Source organism: Oxalicibacterium faecigallinarum (assembly GCF_014635705.1).
Lineage (GTDB): Bacteria > Pseudomonadota > Gammaproteobacteria > Burkholderiales > Burkholderiaceae_D > Oxalicibacterium > Oxalicibacterium faecigallinarum.
In genome coordinates this window covers 681,239-701,978 of record NZ_BMDI01000001.1, presented here as the reverse complement: position 1 = coordinate 701,978, position 20,740 = coordinate 681,239, and the positions used below count along the sequence as shown (strand labels likewise).

Here is a 20,740-nt window from a genome sequence, read left to right as displayed (position 1 = left end):
TGTCATGTTTGAACGCATTCTTCGTGCATCAATTGATCACCGATGGTTAGTTATTGCCGTAGTCATGGCCATGGCGGCTCTTGGTATTTACAACTATCAACGTTTAGCAATCGATGCTGTACCTGATATTACAAATGTACAGGTTCAGATCAATACACAAGCTCCTGGCTTTTCGCCTCTGGAAGTCGAGCAACGTGCGACATATCCTATTGAAGTAACGATGGCGGGACTGCCTCATCTGCAGCAGGTCCGTTCTATCTCTCGTTATGGTCTTTCACAGGTTACGGTTGTCTTTAAAGACGGCACGGACATTTACTTTGCACGCCAGCTTGTTAATGAGCGACTGCAGAGTGCAAAGGATGATCTCCCGCCTGGAATTTCGTCGGAAATGGGACCAATTTCTACTGGCCTAGGTGAAATTTACCTGTGGACCGTGGAGGCAGAGGAGGGGGCCAAAAAGCCAGATGGCACGGCATACACACCGACCGATTTGCGTGAGATTCAGGATTGGATCATTAAACCGCAGATGCGTACCGTTCCTGGTGTCACCGAAATTAATAGTATCGGTGGATTTGCAAAGGAATATCAGGTTGCCCCCAATCCTTCCAAATTGTCTTCTTATGGTTTGAATCTTCAAGACATTCTGACGGCACTTGAGCGTAACAATAACAACGTTGGTGCGGGATATATCGAAAAAAATGGCGAGCAGTACCTTGTTCGTGCTCCTGGCCAAGCGCAATCTATTGAAGACATTAATGACATTATTGTTACTAATGTCGGCGGTGTGCCGGTGCGGATACGCGATATTGGCGAAACTACGATTGGACGTGAGCTTCGTACGGGCGCTGCAACTGACAACGGACGTGAAGTCGTTCTGGGTACGGTATTCATGCTGATTGGCGAGAATAGCCGCACCGTGTCACAAGCTGCTGCGGCACGTCTCAAAACCATCAACACAACCTTGCCTGAAGGTGTAAAGGCAATTCCTGTCTATGACAGAACTGTGCTCGTTGATAAGGCAATTAATACCGTCAAGAAGAATCTGACGGAAGGTGCGTTGCTCGTCATCGTGATTTTGTTCCTATTCCTCGGGAATATTCGCGCGGCACTTATTACTGCAATGGTCATTCCACTTGCAATGCTGTTCACGTTCACTGGCATGGTAACCAATCAAGTAAGTGCAAACCTAATGAGTCTTGGTGCACTTGATTTCGGCATCATCATCGACGGTGCGGTTGTGATCGTCGAAAACTGTATCAGACGACTTGCGCACGCTCAGCAAGAGCGAGGGCGATTGCTGACCAGATCCGAACGTTTCGAGGAAGTGTTTGCAGCAGCGCAAGAAGCACGACGTCCTCTGATCTTCGGTCAGTTAATTATTATGGTTGTTTATCTGCCGATCTTCGCGCTTACTGGTGTCGAAGGGAAGATGTTCCATCCGATGGCGTACACAGTGGTCATTGCTCTGATTGGTGCAATGATTTTGTCGGTCACCTTTATTCCTGCAGCAGTTGCGTTGTTCATCACGGGACGTGTAGAAGAAAAGGAAAATCGCATCATGTCCTTTGCTAAGAAGCGATATGAGCCGATTCTTGATTGGGTGATGGATAACAAGCCGGTGGTCGGAACCTTCGCTATTGCAGCGATTCTTCTTACAGGCTTTATGGCGACGCGAATGGGAAGTGAGTTCGTGCCTAGTCTCAATGAAGGGGATATTGCGGTACAAGCTCTCCGCGTACCTAGTACGAGCTTGACGCAGTCTCTTGAGATGCAAAAGCAACTTGAGAAAACCATAATCGCGAAATTTCCTGAAGTGGAGCGTGTCTTTGCTCGTACGGGCACGGCTGAAATTGCATCTGACCCAATGCCGCCGAATATCTCAGATGGCTATATCATGCTAAAGCCAGACGCAGATTGGCCAAAGCCGAAGAGAACACGTGGAGAGTTATTGGCTGACATTCAAGAGGAGCTCGCGAAGTTACCCGGTAATAACTACGAGTTTTCTCAACCTATTCAACTGCGATTCAATGAGTTGATCTCTGGTGTTCGTAGTGATGTTGCGGTCAAGATCTTTGGCGATGACATGGATGTGCTGAACGATACAGCCAACAAAGTTGCTACGGTGCTTAATACCATTCAAGGTGCCTCCGAAGTCAAAGTCGAGCAAACGACAGGTTTGCCTGTCTTGAGTGTAAATGTCGATCGCAACAAGGCTTCGCGTTATGGGCTAAATGTTGGCGATATTCAGGACGCGATTAACATCGCGATTGGTGGGCGTGAGGCGGGTCTGATTTTCCAAGGCGATCGTCGGTTCAATATCGTGGTTCGTTTGCCTGAGAACCTACGCGGAAATATGGACACGCTTGGCAATCTTCCTATTCAGTTGCCTCGAGCACCGAATAGTGTCGCACCTGCTTACGTTCCATTGAGTGAGCTTGCGACCTTAGAGGTGAAGCCAGGTCCGAATCAGGTTAGTCGAGAAGATGGAAAGCGCAGAATTGTGGTTAGCGCAAATGTCCGTGGACGTGATCTAGGTTCGTTCGTGTCAGATGCTGAGCAAGCAATTAATGAACAGGTGAAAGTGCCTACAGGTTACTGGACGGCATGGGGCGGTCAATTTGAAAATCTTCTGTCTGCAGCTAAACGTTTGCAGATTGTGGTTCCTATTTCATTGGCACTCGTTTTCATGCTTCTTTTCGTCATGTTTAACAACATGAAGGATGGCCTTCTTGTATTTACTGGCATTCCATTTGCACTTACCGGCGGAATTGTGGCGCTTTGGCTGCGTGGTATCCCGCTGTCGATCTCTGCCGGCGTAGGTTTTATCGCGCTATGTGGTGTGGCGGTGCTGAATGGCTTGGTGATGATCTCCTTCATCCGCCATCTTCGGGAAGAAGGAAAGCCGCTGATGGAAGCCATTCATGAAGGCGCTTTGACACGTCTACGTCCGGTCCTCATGACAGCTTTGGTTGCATCACTCGGATTTGTGCCAATGGCGATCGCCACAGGAACTGGTGCTGAGGTACAGCGTCCATTAGCGACGGTTGTTATTGGTGGGATTCTTTCGTCTACCGCTTTAACCCTGCTCGTTTTGCCGATGCTTTATCAACTTGCGTATCGCAAAGAGGAGGAGCTCGATAACTCTGCAGCTGAGACTAAGAACTCTATAGTTTGATTTTGACAGCGATAGGCCTTCAAGGCCTATCGCTGTTTTTCATTCAGATATTGATTAATACGAATCTCAGTAATTGTTTAATCAAGCTCTTAACTGAGCATTGAAAAGCTATAAAGAGAAATCATGTCTCGTTTGCGTAAAACGATAAAGCGGTTGAGTAATGTGCGATTGCGTTACGTCATATTAGGCTCTGCTTTGATTTGTATATTCATGCTAACCATGGCGATACTTCAATTAGATCGACGTATGGGAGCCATAGATAAAGAAACGTATTGCCCTTTGTATGGACCTATGGGGCATTACGTCATTCTTCGAGATAAATCCGGCCCGATTGGTGCTGTTCACGGTAGTGAGATTGGAGCTTATTTTCAACGTTTGTTGCGGGACGAGATTCCTCAGTCTTATCTTGTGTCGATGTTTACGCTGGAAGCGACAACGCCAATGGTACTTAAACCAAAGTTGCAACTTTGCAATCCTTGGTCAGATAAAACACATGCGGTTTTAGAGAGAAATTTAAGAAATCAAAAAATCGATTTCGAAAAGAAAATGATGGAAGTTCTGATGGCCCCTGGTGTCTTTAGTGGTCGTGTTCTTGAAGTTTCATTTTTTGCCGATATCGAAGATATGGTAAAAAAACTTCAAGAATCAAATGTGGATGGACCCAAAAGACTGTATCTCGTATCTCGTATGGATTTCGAGGGAAGTACATCTGTAAACGGTTGGGATTTTAAAAAATCTAGAAGTGAAGAAGTTTGGGGGAAATCTTTGCCCGACTTGAGCGGGATTGAGCTTCAAGTTGTGATTCTAGATGGTGCATCCGACGATCTGGGACGCTACAAGTTTGATGAGTTTTGGAAAGAATATGCAAATCAAACGGGCGCATCAAAAATAGTTGTGCAACATGTACCAAGTATTTCTTAGATAGTTGTATTTTCTTTTTTATGTTGTACGCTGTAGCGATAGCAGATAGATTGAGGTTTTAATCTCCATTTTTCTATGACCGGTTCAATTGATAAGCGGCTTACTTTTTTGCTCATAGTCATAATGCTATTTATGACTAATGTCAGCTTATGGAGCAAGCATTCAAACTGGTTAACTCATGAATTGGAACATACCGTTTCAACTGCTTATTCTTCGGCAGTCACGGACTATGTCTTATTGCATAACTTGAATATAGAATCAAGTGATGAAGCAACAAGCTCATCTGCTATTGAGCATGAATTGCTTCATGCTGCGAGCCATCTCCCTCTTTTTTTAATAGAAGTACTCAATACTGCTACATCTGATATTTTCGAAGCTGTAAGGTCCTACCAATACAACGCGCAGATTCCTGCATTTAAGTCAGAGCCTCCTTTTCGTCCTCCTTGGTTTTGATGCCATAGATCTAGCATGCGTTAAGTCATAGTCAATGATTTAACTCCTCGCTAGTAAAAAATTCCATTGCAATTGCCACGGATCCTTCGTTGGATTGATCCGAAATCATTCTCTATCTAAAGAGGATGTGACCATTGCAATGAACTTTTACTTCCTATGAATTCATTAGGAGCAGCTCATGGATGGCATAAAAAATAATGGCGATACGCCAGCGTTCATCAAGAAAAATGACGACAGGTTTTGGGAAGCATCAACTCAAATTCTTGAGAGAAGGATGCAAGTACTGGCGTCTAACATTGCAAATGCTGATACGCCTAACTATAAAGCGCGAGATATCGACTTTAAGAGTGCGCTAACAAAGGCTCTGTCTACGCCAGAACAACCAGTTTCAGCTGTAACGCAGGTTACGCAGGGAAGCAACTCTGTTTTACCGACATTACTTTATCGAACGCCTTATCAATCAAGTATTGACGGTAATACGGTAGAGATCGATGTCGAGCAAAGTAAGTTCATAGATACATCAATTCGGTATCAATTTTCGCTCGAACAAGCTGTTCATGAATACAAATCTGTTAGTGACCTTTTCAAGAATTTGAAAGGTTGAAGTCAAAATTCACTGCAAATTGCCAAACACAATTTCACCATGGCTGGCATCAAGGTTTTGTTTTATGGTTGCCAAAGTAGAGCCTAAAAATTTAATGAAAGTGGTTTTATGATTCCCGATGCGGAAGAGGTACAAGTCAGCCCATTTAAAAGCAAGAGAGGAGTGCGTCGAATTTTCTCAGCATTCAGTTATTCACTAGATGGTATTCACAGCGCATGGCGCAATGAGCATGCGTTTAGACAGGAAGTACTGCTTACTTTGGCCACGACTACGATCGCATGTATTCTGCCCGTGTCATCTTTGGAACGTTTGCTTCTGATTGGTGTGTTTGTACTTGTTTTAATACTAGAATTGCTTAACTCAGCAATAGAGGCTGTTGTTGATCGCGTTTCACTGGCCCCAAATCCGTTATCCAAGAATGCCAAGGATTACGGGAGTGCAGCTGTATTAATTGCTCTTCTTCTTGCAGGAGCAACTTGGATAACAATTCTATGGACGCTATGGACTAATTAAGGTCGTATGTAATGTTGAATGAACAACATTGCGGTATTTCAAATCCAGAATACTCTTTGAACTAACGTCGCATGACAGCCAGAATCGAATTATGGCGACTCCTATTTCTGTCAATGTTGCGATACCGGCCAGCACTGCAGAACGGCCATCTTCTCCAACCTGGATCCATAGCGCTTGGTAGAAAAGAGTGATTTCAAAGAGCATTCGGTACACCGCCCAAAAGGACACACCTGCCATATGCCACTAGTTTTGCCTACGCCTGCATCACGTAAAGCACAATAAGTGATAGGGAGATCAACTGGAAAGGCATTTATTCTCACAAAACGGTGCTCAACCGGCACTCGATTTTTCCTAGACTGTTTGCGCAAGAGTCAGAGCTCAATACCTATGCCACCTTCTTGGGATTTTTTATTCAAATTTGAAAGCCCAAGCTCCCCGCGATAATGACTAACCACCTGATTAACAATGTCCTTCTCATTCCATCGTCCGTAGCCACCTTCGGTTAAACCCACTACATAGAGTGGTTTGTTTTTCCCAGCATTTTTTATGAAGTTGATGACATCTCGCGGTTTCTGAAAAGAACCAAGTCCTACAACTGGAAGTGATAAAAGTGCTGTTGCCAACTCCTGGAATCGAACACCGTGCTCGGATAGGTTGATGCTATTTCCACTATGCTGCTCAGGGTATAAAGAAAGGGCTAACGCTGGTATAAACATCAACTTCGAAGAATATTGAATGTATGCCGCTAAAGAACCTTTTTCAGGAACATTTACTTTTCTCAACTCATCCAATTGAACAACTTTGGTATTTGAGTAGCTGCAATCTAATGTATATGCGTTAGCACTAGCAGCAGCCTTCTTTGCTTGAATCCACAACAATCGCGCACCGCCGCCAGAAACCAATCCAGTGCCGGCAACAATTAAAAGAAGATCAGCGCCTACATCAGCTTCTTTTAAGCTGGGTGCGGCACTGCTATAAATTGCGGAGTAAGCGATATTCAGCGATCTTCTAACATTGCCTGTCGTAGATGGTAACTGCTGAACTTGCTTCTTCAGTTCCTGAACAAACTGTTCAGTAATGGCATTTTCCACCAGAATTTTAGAGTGTGCGATTGCAGTCTGAGCTGCGTGTGTAAGGCACCAATACAGTTCCCAAGATGTTGGCATAGAAAAGTTGTCTCGCTTGTGCAATTCGTATAGAGACAGACTCCTCGGAGTTACAAGCAAACTGTTTTTGAAATTCAGGGTGTTGTTGTGCAATCTCTCTGGTGTATCTGGAGGTAGTGGTAACAAGGTCGTGTCACACCATTTACTATGCGCTAGTTCCAAGTCTGCGCGTTTCTGAAATTCGATAGAATGAGCTTGGGTCTTGGTCAAAGAAGTAGCTAAATTTAACTTCTCTGTTTCTAATTGGCGAATCTGCTCCTTCAGGGAGTCTAGCTTGGCCCTGTAGCGAACACATTCCATCTCTAACTCTTGATTCTCTTTTGAGCTTTTACATAGGGCCCAAATTAAAAGAATCACAGCTAAAAACAGGATTGCTACTCCAATTAATCCTACCGTTTGTAGACTCACGATTTTTTACTCTCTTGATTTTTCTGAAGCAAGTCACGAAAATCTTGATGAATTTTTTTATGTTCCTCGAAAGTCGACTGCATCACGGCCAGCGTTTTTTCGAGAGCAATTTTGTCTTCAATAAGATGAGCAGATGTTTTGATGGATTGCTCAAATTCGGCTTTAAGGTCTTTAAATTTGACATCTTTATCTTGTAACTGAAATCTGTAATCTTGGTTGAGTCGCTCTAACTTAGTTATTTCTTCGTTCAGCAACCTTCTTTGACGTTCTTCCTCATATAGTGCATTTTTCGCGTGTGAGAGATTTGTTAGAACGACGGCACTTTCTCTATTCAAATGCATGATCTCTTCAGCTTTAACGGAGATTGTCTGCTGCAAGACTCGCACCTCAGCCTGTAATTGTTGTAACTGGCTGTCGTGCTTCCTGTTTTCTTGGTCCCGCCGTTCCTTTATCGATTCCCGGTAGTGCTCCAGTGCATCTCTTGCATGAGCATGTTTTTCCTCAAGCGATTCGACATGTTTTTTACTCTGAGCCAAAAGCTCTTCAAGATCACTTGTCTTCTGATCACTTATGCGCCGAGCCAATGTTTCGTTATTTAATTGGTTTCGCAGACTTTCTATAGTTTGATTTGCTAGGGTGACTTGGCTGTTTAAATCTGCTCTGACATTTTGTAAATCTGCGTTATTCGCCTTAATAGCATTCAGTTCGTTTTCAAGTTTTTTTTCACGTTCTCTTAATGACACGCTCATTTCCTCGACACGAGCATCAGCTTCAATCACTAACTGATTTGCGAGATTAGCGACGAGATTCTGTATGGATTCGCTAAGGCTATCAGTGGTAGTAGGGAGGTGGGAATGTTCAAATTCAAGTTCTTTCAGATATTTGTGAATGGTCGATTTGGACCCAGTATTGCCTAGCGCAATACGTACTGCGTCCACGGATGGGTGTTTGTTTTGGGCCACGATCGAATCACGGGCTTTTTTAACATCTGATTTGTAGATTCCAGTTTTGGCCATAGAGTCACCAGCATTTAAAGTAATAAATTACGTACCACGTAATTACATAATATAAATACTAGCTCAGAACATCGATAACAATAATTTTTTATATCGGATAATGTATGCTTATCCGGTGTGAGGCTATTTTGGCGCGATGTTTTTAGCCAAGAGACGTACTACAGCGATTGGAAGAACAGAATTCATGGATAAAGTTGATCAGTACCTGATCGCTGCAACGCGCGAAAATACAAAAAAGAGCTACGCGGCGGCAGTCCAGCACTTCGAAGTAGAGTGGGGTGGATTTTTGCCCGCTACCGCTGATGCAGTCTCTCGTTATCTGGCCGATTATGGCGCGACGCTGTCCATCAATACTTTGAAGCAGCGTTTGGCGGGGCTGGCGCGCTGGCACATAGATCAGGGTTTTCCAGATCCAACGAAGGCCCCGATCGTTCGGCAGGTGCTGCGCGGCATTCGCGCTACCCACCCAGCGCAGGAACGACAAGCCAAGCCGCTGTTGCTAACTCAACTTGAAACAGCAACTCAGTCGCTAGATGCAGAGATAGCAGCCGCAATAGAGGCGCACAGCCGGCCGTTGCTCCTTCGCTTATTACGCAATAAGGCGCTGTTATTGGTTGGATTCTGGAGGGGATTTCGTAGTGATGAGTTGGTCAGGCTGAGCGTAGACAGTGTCGTCGTTCAACCAGGTCACGGCATGGTTTTCTATCTGCCTCACACCAAAGCCGATCGTCAATATCGAGGAACGCCTTTCAAAATGCCTGCGCTGGCAAAACTCTGTCCAGTGGAGGCGTATCTGGCATGGCAGAATCTGGCGCAGCTTGAACAAGGCCCCGTGTTTCGGTCCATTGACCGATGGGGTCATGTAAGCGAGGCAGCACTGCACGTCGATAGCGTTGCGCCGATCCTTCGGGCTATTCTGGCGCAGTGTGAACTGGAAGCTAGCGAGCTTTACAGCAGTCATTCATTGCGCCGCGGATTCGCCAACTGGGCGATGAGCAGCGGCTGGGATATCAAAACGCTCATGACATACATTGGTTGGAAGGACGTTCAATCAGCTATGCGGTACGTGGATGCCCAGGATCCATTCGACTCGACGCGAGCAGCTGTCTCGCCAATACTCACGTCTAAATGAAACGTTTTTAAATATAAGTGATACGGAAAAGCCAAATTCCGTTACGATATGTTCCCATATCGTTTCACTTTAACCGAAAATCGTTTCATGGCTTTTCCCCATCTTTCCGAAGTACTTAAAATTCTCGATGGCGCGTTGAAATCCAACGCGACCATGTCGACCAACTATGCTGGTTTGTTGGCAGACAAGTTAGAACAGGCAGGAGAGAGGGAGGAGGCCGCACGTATCCGCGAACGTTTGGCACGTGCCCCTACGGCTATTGCGCACGCACAAGATGCCGCACGGGGCACCTTTGGTTTGCCGGTTGATAGTGACAGCCGCCTAGAAACCATCGATGAATCGCGTCCGGCCAAAGATAGCATCCGTTTGCACTTGTCAGGTGGCACTGCAGCGCGGATCGGTGATTTTCTGGAATCGGTGCGCCACTATGATCAACTGCGGGCAGCGAAGGCCGCATCACCTCTACGTTTATTGATCTTTGGTCAACCTGGCACGGGGAAGACGCAGACGGCTAGATGGGTTGCTAGTGAACTACAGTTGCCCTTGCTTACGGTGCGTTGCGATACCTTGATCAGTAGTTTGCTGGGGCAAACCAGTAAAAACTTGCGTCGGGTATTCGATCATGCCGAACAACGACCGTGTGTCCTGTTTTTAGATGAGTTTGATGCCCTTGGAAGTGCACGCGGCAATGAGCGCGACGTCGGTGAACTGCAACGTGTGGTCATTGCGTTACTGCAAAATATCGATGCGCTTCCTGAGAATGTCATTGTGATTGCTGCCTCCAATCACGAGAAGCTGCTTGATCCTGCAATCTGGCGCCGCTTCCCATTTCAAATTTCCATGCCGTTGCCGGATCCTGCTCTGCGCGACGACATGTGGACGACCTTGCTTGGACAGTACGCTCCTGCAGATCTCGACTGGAATACCTTAATCGATAAGTCTGCTGGCGCTTCTGGCGCGTTGATTGAACAGATCGTGCTCGACACTAAAAGAAAAGCCATCCTCAATGCCAAGCCACAGATAGATAAGAGCGAACTATTTCGCCGACTGGCGCTGGCATTAGCCTTGGCACAAGGCCGTTCTATCGCCTCGATTGGTGACGAAGTGCGCTGGTTGCGAGACTGGGATGCAAAGGCATTTTCCATTCGCGAACTTGCTCGCCTGTATAACATTTCGACAAGACAAATAAACCATCTCATAAGGGGAGATCATGGCGACGAGGGGAAATACACCAGAGCGAGGTAGGGCGAACACAAATAACCCAATCGCGCACGTTTCTCATAGTCCGGGGGATTTATCGGCACCGGACACAGGCGGATCGGCCTCCAAGATACACGTTCCTGTAACGACCGAGCTTCGCGCATCTTTGAGAAATATGGCATTGGCAGCACAACCGGAATTCCATGCGGAATCGGTTGCCCATCCTGGCATTCCAAGCGTTCTCGTCATGAAGCTGCGTGACGAAGCCATTGCAAAGACGCATCGACCCGTGAAACTCGTTACGGAGGCGGGCCTGTCTCCAGCCGGTCACGGTGCGTTGAACGAATTTCTCGTTGCTGGTTATGAGAGTGAATTAGTTCGTCTCAGTCATGTTATTCAGACCCGGACGATCCAAAAGATACAGGCTAATCTGAGTGCGATCGAAGGGCTGGAACCATGGGGTGTGCGTCGTCGATTGCCCAAAGCGTATAGGCAGATTCCGTTAGATCAGGTTTTTACGTTGATGCATGCGGCCCGAAAGCGGCTAATGCTGCAGTTGTTTTCGCATTATCGGACAGAGACCACCCACCTGATTCAAGAGCGCCTCGTGGGCTTCTTGGCAGAGTTGCAGCTTGCTCCGATCTATTTAGCGCAACGTTCCGGTCCATTCATCGTTTTGATCGACATGGCGACGATGTCTTTTGAAACGTTTAAACGCATTGTTTCTTATCAAGGCATCAAGCACGTAACCCTTGAACCGGATGTGTTACCGGTAGCAACGGCGCCAGCGCGGGGCGTCCGGCAGACTTTCGCTCCGCGATTTACGGCGGCGAATCCGGCAGCTGGGCTCCCAATCGTTGCCGTCTTCGATAGTGGCGTGGCCCCTGATGCAACCGCTTTACGGCCATGGGTCGCTAGTAGTGAAACCTACATCTTGCCGCCTGATACCAACTATGAACACGGCACAGCCGTCAGCTCTCTCATCGTCGATGGCCCTGGCTTGAATAACTATCACGCTCAGTTTCCCGTCACACCATGCCGGATCCATGATGTTTGCGCTTTAGACTCCGCTGGTGCGCCGGTCAGTGATCTCATTTTGCGATTGCGCACGGCGGTGGCAAATCATCCCGAAATCAGGGTATGGAACCTGTCGCTCGGTGCAGAATTGATCGATGACGATGAATTCAGTCATTTCGGTCGTGAACTTGATGCATTGAGCGATACCTACAATATTCTGTTCGTCGTCGCTGCTGGAAATTACGTGTACGAGCCCCGGCGCGGTTGGCCAATTGATACACAAGATCGCTTTGATCGTTTGACGAGCCCAGCCGATTCGGTACGAGCATTGACCGTAGGCTCCATTGCCCACCTTGATCACGATACGACCATGGTAGGGGTTGGAGAACCTGCTCCCTACTCGCGGCGTGGGCCGGGCCCGATGTTCACGCCCAAACCTGACATCGTGCATTTCGGCGGTAACACTGATCACCAATTGGATCCGGTGGATACGGGGGTGCATGTGCTGGGACCGGGCAACACGTTTCATTGCCAATGCGGAACGAGTTTTGCCGCACCGATTGCGGCATCCGTTGCTGCACACACTTGGCAGTCGCTCTCGTCACCACTGCGGTCAACACCGCTTGCTGTGACGCCCACGATGGTCAAAGCGTTGATGATTCATAGTGCACAACTCAATTCGCCTGATCGAAACAGTTTTGAGCGACGATACTACGGCGCGGGATTGCCGGACGACCCAGTCAGCGTGCTCTACGACACCGATTCCAGTTTTACGGCGCTCTTCGAACTAGATATCGTGGACTCGACTAAATGGCGGAAAACGCCTTACCCCATTCCACCGTCGATGCGGGATGAGAATGGAAAACTCAAGGGCGAAGTCATCATAACGGTCGCCTATGCACCTCCTTTGAATCCGGGTGCCGGCGCAGAGTATGTTCGTTTCAACGTGGATGTCGGCTTTGGCGTACTAACGCAAGATGCAGCAGGCAAAATGAGTTTCAATGGCGAGGTTCCTGCAGACGGCGAACCTGGTATGTCCGGATTTGAAAAGGCTCAGTTAGAACACGGAGGAAAATGGTCCACCGTCAAAACATACCGGCGTGAATTTCAAGGTAAGAGCGGCGATCAGTGGGCTGTGCAGGCTGGATTGCTACGCCGAGAATTCGAACCACCTTTGGTAAGGCCGCTGCGTGTAATTATTCTGATTACGTTGCGTTCGACGGACGGCAATCAGAATATCTATCGTGAGGGTCGGCAGGAGCTGGAGGCACGAAACTGGATCACGCAAGATCTTTCACAACGCGTCGACGTGAATCTGCGCACGTAAGGTCAACACAGAAAACGTTTAAGGCTTTGCTGGATTAAAAGATCAAATAATAAGAGGAGGAGAGATGTTCCCTAAGCTTTTTAGTATCATCTGTGCAATGGCACTAGTCATGACCCCTGCGGTGGAATCTTGGGCATTTAAATTGTCCACTGAAGGTACGGCAATGGAGCGCAAGCTTAGTCGACTTAATGCTGGCTTTTTCGATAGGCTTCTCAATAGCGCCGCTCTAAAAGGACTCCCGTTGTTTACGGAACCGGTCCACGAGGAAATAACCCAAAGAATATTTGGGTGTGAGGGCGACTCAACGTTTTGTGGCGATCCAGATCTGGGAATGGCCAGTCCCTATGTCATTGCGGGCGTCAGGTGGAACGACGACCCACCATTCCGTCTACATCCCGATCAAGCCAAAAGCCTACCTTGCAAGACAGACGAAACAGTTCGCTTTATAACGCAACCGAAGTGCTGGGCTGGCCTTTTCTGGGACGCAGAGAAGAAAGCGAAAGAGGGGGTAAGTATGGATGCCAATAGCGGATACTCGTTGTTGCATCGCTCCCATTTTGGTGATCTTCAGTTTCTCCATGCCATGGCATCGAAAGACGGAGAGTCGCCGGAAGTCACTCGCCAAAAAATAATTATGTGGATTGAGTTTGCGTGGCGAGTTACCTCGCATGAGTACAAGTTGAATACGCGATTGCGGGATGTGGAAGTGGCAGGTTTCTCTGAACATTTCGGTAAGACGGAATGGAATGTGCAGGATCTGTTCACATTAGGAAACGTCGCCCTGAGAAGGAATGTAGATGAGGTCGCTTTTGGCAGTCTTTTGCATGTCGTTGAAGACAGCTTTGCGCAAGGCCACGTCTCGCGTCGTGAGACAGTACACAATGAAAGATGTCCTAACGGGACCTATTTGAAAGCAGGGGAGATCAGTGAGTTTCATTCCTATGGCGGCCAAGACACATCCTTGCACGCACATGCTGATTCGGCAGCAGCTTTTGATTACGCGAGAGCCTCTAGCCAAGGAGGTGTCGTTGAAGTTGGGCGGAATATAGTTGCGATGATGGACCAGAAGTTAAGCTGGATCGAGGTGAAGCCATATTTTGAATGCATTTTCGCGCTGACGCCTAACGCAACCTATTCTTCTGCGGGTGATTCATTTAAGTCAAAACAATAGTTTTCATCTTTTTCGCGATACTGGGATATCACGAAACAAGTGCGAGTAATTAAGGTACAGGCGAGTATTCGCGTCAATTTATGCACTCGGTTGTAAGGCGAAATAGCTAACGGTTTGCTTCAAATTTGTTGCCTCCAGAGTTTTTGTGGATAGAGATTTTTTAAGCTGGATAACTAGCTCAAGCAATAGATTAATTGCGCTAAACTGTAAAAAGTTTTATAAATGCTACAAATGCGCCGACACTCCTTCTCATCTTTTTGCCGCTTAATTGCTTGCTTCTTGGTCATGACTGTTCTGACTTCAGGAATAGCAATGGCTGCCTACGTCTGTCCGCAGACAACGGCTCCTGTGCAGGAGATGGCAATGGGTGACATGCCTTGTGTGGAGAAGGATATCGAGAAGCCGGTTCATTGTGCTTCCCAACAATCAGGTACGCAGTTAGCGCTTGAACATCTGGCCGCCGCACCATCGCTGGCGCCAACCATTGTTTCATTCATCATGCCGGCACCTCTGCCGGTTGTTCCTGCAGTTCTGGCTTCAGCCTGGACAGACGCTCCTCTGGAATTAGGCGTCGACCCGCCTTATTTCCGAACGCAACGACTCCGCATTTAATTTAACCCCCAGTTGTTTCGCTGACCGGCATTGTGCCGAGGTCGGCGTTCGTCTTTTCTACCGGGGGTTATATGTTTTTGAGTATCCACGCGCTATTGAATCATCAGTCGCGCACTCTCTGCCGAATCAGCGTTTTACTGACGCTGGCTTTTGGTACATCTTTTGTTCACGCCCAATCCAATGGGCTCACATTAAACGAAGCATTGCAGCTTTCCTTACAGCGTTCATCGCTGACCAAAGCCGCTAATGCGTCTGTGTTGGCCAGCCGCGAATCAGCCGCGAAAGCCGACCAGTTGCCTGACCCGATGCTGAAAGTTGGCATCGACAATCTGCCGGTGACGGGTAGCGACCGTTACAGCACCACGAGCGACTTCATGACCATGCGTCGGATTGGTATCGAACAGCAATGGGTGTCTTCGGACAAACGGATTGCACGGTCCGAACGTGCTCAACGCGCTATTGAAATGGAAGAAAGCACTTATCTGGAAAGCGTTGCTAAGGTGCGCGAAGAAGCAGCCAAGGCATGGGTCAATGTGCTGTACGGTCAGCGCACCTTGGCATTGGTTAGTGCGATGGAAAAAGTAGCCGCCGAAGACCTGAATGCGATGAATGCTGCCCATCGAGGTGCCAAGGCAAACGCTTCGGACGTAATGCAAGCGCAATTGACACTCTCTCAAGCGCAGGATGCAACGCGCAAGAACACACAGGATTTGAAGAATGCACGTCTTGCGTTAAGTCGCTGGACGGGCATGCCAGCCGCCACTGTCGCCGACGAGACACCCAAGCTGACTTCACATGTGCCTGGGTTGCCTGTCGAAGAACTCGAAAAATATCATCCGATGCTTTTGTCTGCGCGCCGAGCGGTCAATCTCGCAGATGCTGATAGCACGGTAGCGTCTCGTGAAAGTAACCCAGACTGGTCGGTTGAAGCTGCCTATAGTCAGCGCGGCAGCCAGTATTCAAACATGGTGTCATTTGGCATCAGCATTCCTTTGGCCGTTAATCGCGCACAAAAACAGAATCGCGACATCGCTGAAAAATCTGCTTTAGGCACCAAGGCTAGGATGCAGTACGTAGAGGCATTGCGTGAACTGCAGACTGAAATCGAAAACCAGTCATCCACTCTTGAAAGTCTCAAATCCCGTGTAACGCAACTAAACGCGCAGTTGCTTCCGACTGCATCACACCAGGTGGAACTGGCAAGCGCAGCCTACCGTTCGGGTGCTGGCAGTCTGAGTGCTGTTTTCAATGCGAAAAAAATGTTATTGGAACGACGGCTGCAAATAGCCGAGCTTGAAAGAGAAGCGGCGCTGACTTGGGCGACTCTGGAATATCACGTGGTTCCACACGACATGGTTTCTGCAGGAGAAATGAAATGAAATCAAAGTTCGCATTGAAAGCGATAGGCTTGGTATTTGCAGGTGCAGGTCTCGTGTTTGGCGGGTATTGGTTCGGCACGCAAAGAAGTATGGATGACGCTACATCTGGCACAGCAACTGAGAAAGTTGACCCGAAGACCGGGCGCAAAGTCCTGTATTGGCACGACCCTATGGTCCCGGGAAACAAGTTCGATAAACCTGGCAAAAGCCCTTTCATGGATATGCAGTTGGTTCCGGTTTATGCGGATGAAGCTTCGGAAGATGGTGGGGTAAAAATCAGTCCCACGCTTCAACAGAATCTCGGCATTCGCTTTGCGACCGTAAGACGGGAAGAAGTACGGGATGCATTTGAAACGGTTGGCACAACGCAGTTTGATGAAAGTGCATCGGAAGTCGTACAAAGCCGCGTGACGGGATACATCGACAAGCTGTATGCCCGTTCACCACAGCAACGCATTAAGCGCGGTGAGGCAATTGCTTCTATTTTCGTTCCCGACTGGATTGCACCGCAAGAGGAATATCTGGCACTCAAGCGTGGTGGAAATACCGAACTGGCGGAAGCCGCTCGACAAAGAATGCGAGCGATGTCTATCCCGGACGGATTGATAAATCAGGCGGACCGCAGCGGGCAATCACAAAAGCACTTCACGCTGACATCTCCAGTTGCTGGCGTCATCACCGAGTTGTCCGTACGCGATGGCGCGATGGTAACGCCAGGTATGACCATTGCAAAAGTCGCCGGTTTAAACAAGGTGTGGCTGGTAGCAGAAGTGCCCGAAGCACTGAGCAATACAGTCCGCTCCGGTATGACGGTCGAAGCTACATTCTCCGGTGACGCGAATAGAAAATACAGCGGCAAGGTCCGCGAAATCCTGCCGGGTATCAGTACTGTGACGCGGACTTTGCAGGCTCGTCTTGAATTGGATAATCGTGATGGCAGCCTCACGCCAGGCATGCTCATGCGCGTTCGCCTGAATGCCGAGAGGCCAGTTTCCCGACTTCTGGTTCCGAGCGAAGCCGTGATTGCAAGCGGCAAGCAATCCATCGTTTTAGTGGTTGGCGAAAACAACAGCATGCAACCTGTGGTGGTGACGACTGGTCGGGATACCGGAAGCGATACCGAGATTTTGAGTGGATTGAGTGAGGGGCAGAAAGTGGTCGCCTCGGGGCAATTCCTTATCGATTCGGAAGCTAGTTTGAAATCGGTGCTACCTAAGTTTGCCGGAAGCAGCCAGGCAATGCAGCCGGCAGCGTCTCCTATTCATCGGGGCATTGGTACAGTAGAGAAAGTAACGCCGAAAGCATTAACCATTTCGCACAAGCCGATTCCGGAACTTGAATGGGGTGCGATGACTATGGACTTTAACAAGTCTCGTCCTGATCTATTCAGCGAGATAAAAGCAGGACAGGAAGTGGAGTTCTCGTTCAAGGAAAACGACGACGGCTACCTGCTCGAAAGTGTGAAGCCGGTTGGAGGCAAGCAATGATTGCGCGAATTATTCGCTGGTCTATTGCCAATCGATTCTGGGTACTGCTTGCTGCGGTCGTCATCGCAGGATGGGGGCTATGTTCCTTGAACAAGACGCCGTTGGATGCATTGCCAGACCTGTCGGACACGCAGGTCATCATTCGTGCCCAGTATCCCGGCAAGGCGCCGCAGATAGTTGAGGACCAAGTCACTTACCCTTTGACCACGGCACTGTTGGCTGTTCCCGGTGCAAAGACCGTTCGCGGTTATTCCTTCTTTGGCGACTCGTTTGTGTATGTTCTTTTTGACGATGCGACGGACCAATACTGGGCACGCTCCAGAGTGTTGGAATACATCAGCCAGGTGCAAAGCCGCTTGCCTCAAGGTGTGCGCGCCGAGCTTGGGCCGGATGGAACGGGAGTCGGCTGGGTCTTTGAATATGCGCTGGTCGACCGCACGGGGCAAAACGACCTCAGTCAGTTGCGGACATTGAACGATTGGTTTTTGAAGTTCGAACTCAAAACCGTTCCCGATGTAGCCGAGGTCGCCAGCATTGGAGGCATGGTGAAGCAGTATCAAGTCATCCTCGATCCAGACAAGTTACGTGCTTTCGGTATCTCGCATGCAAAGGTGCTCGATGCATTGGCGAAGGCAAATCAAGAATCCGGTGGTTCCGTTGTCGAAATGGCCGAGACCGAATACATGGTGCGCTCGCACGGGTATTTGCATTCACTGGAAGATTTTCGCAATGTCCTACTGAATGCAAATGATGTGGGTACGCCAGTATTGCTCAGAGATGTGGCGACAGTTCGCATTGGTCCTGAAATGCGTCGCGGGATTGCGGACTTGAATGGTGAAGGGGAAGTCGCAGGTGGCGTTGTTGTCATGCGCTCCGGCAAGAACGCGCTGGAAACTATCAAGGCAGTCAAGGCAAAACTAGCCACTTTGCAAAGCTCGCTTCCCAAAAGCGTGGAAATCGTCACGACCTACGACCGCTCGAAACTGATTAAGGCGGCAGTGACCAATCTCCGCGACAAGCTGATTGAAGAATTTGTCGTGGTCGCACTAGTCTGCGCCATCTTCCTGTTTCATCTGCGCAGTGCGTTGGTCGCTATCATCTCGCTACCTCTGGGCGTTCTTGCCGCATTCATTGTGATGCGCTACCAAGGGGTCAATGCCAATCTGATGTCCTTGGGCGGTATCGCCATTGCCGTCGGTGCGATGGTCGATGCAGCAATTGTCATGATTGAGAATGCGCACAAGCATCTGGAAGCCTATTCGCACGCGCATCCGAATCAGGAAATTAGTGCGCGTGAGCGATGGGACTTGATTGCAGAGTCGGCTATTGAGGTTGGGCCGGCACTGTTCTTCTCGCTCCTTATCGTTACGCTTTCTTTCATTCCGGTATTCGCCTTGGAAGCGCAGGAGGGCAAGCTATTCGCGCCGTTGGTCTATACAAAAACCTACACCTTGGCTGCGGCGGCCGGACTGGCGATTACCTTGATTCCTGTACTGATGGGGTACATGATTCGCGGACGTATTCCAAGCGAGGCATCGAATCCGATTAATCGCGTATTGATACGCGCCTACCGGCCTTGGTTGAATGCAAGTCTGGCGCATCCGAAATGGACTATTGTGATTGCGTTTATTGCTCTTGTCCTGACGGTGATTCCGCTGTCCCAGCTAGGGGGCGAGTTCCTGCCGCGGCTGGACGAAGGTGATTTGCTGTACATGCCTTCTGCATTGCCGGGACTGTCTGCATCCAAAGCCAGTGAACTGCTGCAACAGACAGGCCGCCTCATCAAGACGGTACCTGAAGTTGCAACTGTATTTGGCAAAGCCGGCCGCGCGGAATCGGCAACTGACCCTGCGCCGTTGGAAATGTTTGAAACGACTATTCAGTTCAAACCGAAAGACCAATGGCGTGCCGGTATGACATCTGCAAAACTTATTGAAGAGTTAGACCGGATAGTCAAGGTTCCAGGACTATCGAATGTTTGGGTGCCGCCTATCCGTAACCGTATCGACATGCTTTCGACCGGTATCAAGACACCTATCGGTGTGAAAGTATCTGGTGCCGACCTCGGACAAATCGACAAAATCGCCACGCAAATCGAAGCCGTCGTAAAAAAAGTGCCGGGGGTAACTTCTGCACTGGCGGAACGTGTAAGCGGCGGACGTTATATCGATGTCGATATCGACCGAGCAAAAGCCGCACGATATGGCCTTGCGGTGGCGGACGTGCAGTCGGTGATTTCATCTGCGATTGGTGGAGAAAACATCGGTGAAGTTGTAGACGGTCGCCAGCGCTTTCCTATCAATGTCCGCTACCCGCAGGATTACCGTAACTCTGTGCAAACACTACGTGAATTTCCTATCGTCACAGAGAGAGGTGCTCAAGTAAGGTTGGGTGATATTACGAACATCAAGGTGGCCGATGGGCCGCCGATGATACGCAGCGAGAACGCACGGCTTTCTGGCTGGGTCTATGTTGATGTGCGTGGAACCGACTTGCACTCAGCTGTGAAGGCAATGCAGGCAGCGGTGGCAAAAGAAGTAAAACTCCCGCCTGGATATTCAATTGGCTGGTCGGGGCAATTTGAATATTTGGAGCGAGCCGTCGCAAAGTTGCAAACAGTGATTCCGTTGACGCTGGCGGTTATCTTCATTCTTCTGTATCTGGCGTTCCGTTCTATATCGGAAGCATTCCTTCTCATGCTGACGGTGCCTTTCGCACTTATTGGCGGCTTCTGGTTTGTGTGGCTACTCGGTCATGCCGTTTCGGTGGCTACTGCGGTTGGATTTATTGCATTGGCAGGTCTGGCGGCTGAGTTCGGCGTCGTGATGTTGGTGTATCTACGCAACTCATTGAATCAGCGATTGCAGTCCGGGCTGCCGTTGACCAATGAACTCATTGCGGAAGCGATACGAGAAGGGGCTGTACTGCGTGTGCGCCCCAAAGCCATGACAGTGGCAGTTATCTTGGCCGGACTTATCCCGATTATGTTTGGTAGCGGCGCCGGCTCTGAAGTAATGCAGCGAATTGCTGCACCTATGGTCGGCGGGATGATTACCGCACCTTTGTTGTCGCTGTTTGTGATTCCAGCAGCATGGCGTTTGCTTCAAGAACGCAAATTACGTTTAGCAGTACGAAACAAATCAATTTAACTACTAAGGA

General features: G+C 48.8%; 15 protein-coding genes. 13 read left to right on the top strand and 2 right to left on the bottom strand.

Annotated elements, in window-relative coordinates; translation table 11 throughout:
- Window positions 1-4 precede the first annotated feature (4 nt).
- From IEV29_RS03445 to IEV29_RS03425, 5 genes are all read left to right on the top strand, one after another.
- Window positions 5-3,175 (top strand): efflux RND transporter permease subunit, encoded by a 3,171-nt coding sequence (locus tag IEV29_RS03445; protein ID WP_188379864.1) that lies wholly within the window; start codon window positions 5-7, stop codon window positions 3,173-3,175.
- A gap of 123 nt (window positions 3,176-3,298) precedes the next feature.
- Window positions 3,299-4,096: a hypothetical protein gene (locus tag IEV29_RS03440; RefSeq protein ID WP_188379863.1), complete on the top strand. Its 798-nt coding sequence runs from the start codon at window positions 3,299-3,301 to the stop codon at window positions 4,094-4,096.
- 75 nt (window positions 4,097-4,171) lie between these two features.
- A complete protein-coding gene (locus tag IEV29_RS03435) occupies window positions 4,172-4,549 on the top strand; it encodes a hypothetical protein (protein WP_188379862.1) in 378 nt (125 codons plus the stop codon).
- A gap of 178 nt (window positions 4,550-4,727) precedes the next feature.
- Window positions 4,728-5,153, top strand: coding sequence for a flagellar basal body rod protein FlgB (flgB, locus tag IEV29_RS03430; RefSeq protein WP_188379861.1), 426 nt, complete (start codon window positions 4,728-4,730; stop codon window positions 5,151-5,153).
- Between the two features lie 108 nt (window positions 5,154-5,261).
- Window positions 5,262-5,666 carry a diacylglycerol kinase gene (locus IEV29_RS03425; RefSeq protein WP_188379860.1) on the top strand — a complete coding sequence of 135 codons (405 nt, stop codon included), beginning with the start codon at window positions 5,262-5,264 and terminating at the stop codon, window positions 5,664-5,666.
- 371 nt (window positions 5,667-6,037) lie between these two features.
- On the opposite strand, the gene IEV29_RS03420 is transcribed toward IEV29_RS03425, so the two are convergent.
- Both IEV29_RS03420 and IEV29_RS03415 read right to left on the bottom strand, forming a co-directional pair.
- Window positions 6,038-7,240, bottom strand: coding sequence for a hypothetical protein (locus IEV29_RS03420; protein WP_188379859.1), 1,203 nt, complete (start codon window positions 7,238-7,240; stop codon window positions 6,038-6,040).
- On the bottom strand, window positions 7,237-8,256 hold the full coding sequence (locus tag IEV29_RS03415) for a DNA-binding protein (protein WP_188379858.1): 1,020 nt from the start codon (window positions 8,254-8,256) through the stop codon (window positions 7,237-7,239). Before IEV29_RS03415 ends, IEV29_RS03420 begins: the two co-directional genes overlap by 4 nt.
- Window positions 8,257-8,440: 184 nt before the next feature.
- Between IEV29_RS03415 and IEV29_RS03410 the strand changes: the two genes are divergently transcribed.
- The 8 genes from IEV29_RS03410 (at window position 8,441) to IEV29_RS03375 (ending at window position 20,730) form a co-directional block, all read left to right on the top strand.
- Window positions 8,441-9,388 carry a tyrosine-type recombinase/integrase gene (locus IEV29_RS03410; RefSeq protein WP_188379857.1) on the top strand — a complete coding sequence of 316 codons (948 nt, stop codon included), beginning with the start codon at window positions 8,441-8,443 and terminating at the stop codon, window positions 9,386-9,388.
- An 87-nt stretch (window positions 9,389-9,475) separates the two neighbouring features.
- Window positions 9,476-10,633, top strand: coding sequence for an anti-phage ATPase IteA (gene iteA, locus IEV29_RS03405; protein WP_188379856.1), 1,158 nt, complete (start codon window positions 9,476-9,478; stop codon window positions 10,631-10,633).
- Window positions 10,599-12,932 carry a S8 family anti-phage peptidase IteS gene (gene iteS / locus IEV29_RS03400; RefSeq protein WP_188379855.1) on the top strand — a complete coding sequence of 778 codons (2,334 nt, stop codon included), beginning with the start codon at window positions 10,599-10,601 and terminating at the stop codon, window positions 12,930-12,932. The genes iteA and iteS overlap by 35 nt, the downstream gene beginning before the upstream one ends.
- Before the next feature lie 64 nt (window positions 12,933-12,996).
- On the top strand, window positions 12,997-14,103 hold the full coding sequence (locus IEV29_RS03395) for a hypothetical protein (protein ID WP_188379854.1): 1,107 nt from the start codon (window positions 12,997-12,999) through the stop codon (window positions 14,101-14,103).
- A gap of 312 nt (window positions 14,104-14,415) precedes the next feature.
- Entirely contained in the window at window positions 14,416-14,715 is a 300-nt protein-coding gene (locus IEV29_RS03390; RefSeq protein WP_229726201.1) for a hypothetical protein, read from the top strand.
- A 203-nt stretch (window positions 14,716-14,918) separates the two neighbouring features.
- Window positions 14,919-16,094, top strand: coding sequence for a TolC family protein (locus IEV29_RS03385; protein ID WP_229726200.1), 1,176 nt, complete (start codon window positions 14,919-14,921; stop codon window positions 16,092-16,094).
- Window positions 16,091-17,581 (top strand): efflux RND transporter periplasmic adaptor subunit, encoded by a 1,491-nt coding sequence (locus tag IEV29_RS03380; RefSeq protein ID WP_188379852.1) that lies wholly within the window; start codon window positions 16,091-16,093, stop codon window positions 17,579-17,581. Before IEV29_RS03385 ends, IEV29_RS03380 begins: the two co-directional genes overlap by 4 nt.
- Window positions 17,578-20,730, top strand: a complete 3,153-nt coding sequence (locus IEV29_RS03375) for an efflux RND transporter permease subunit (protein ID WP_188379851.1) — start codon at window positions 17,578-17,580, stop codon at window positions 20,728-20,730. Before IEV29_RS03380 ends, IEV29_RS03375 begins: the two co-directional genes overlap by 4 nt.
- The last annotated feature ends 10 nt before the right edge of the window (window positions 20,731-20,740 follow it).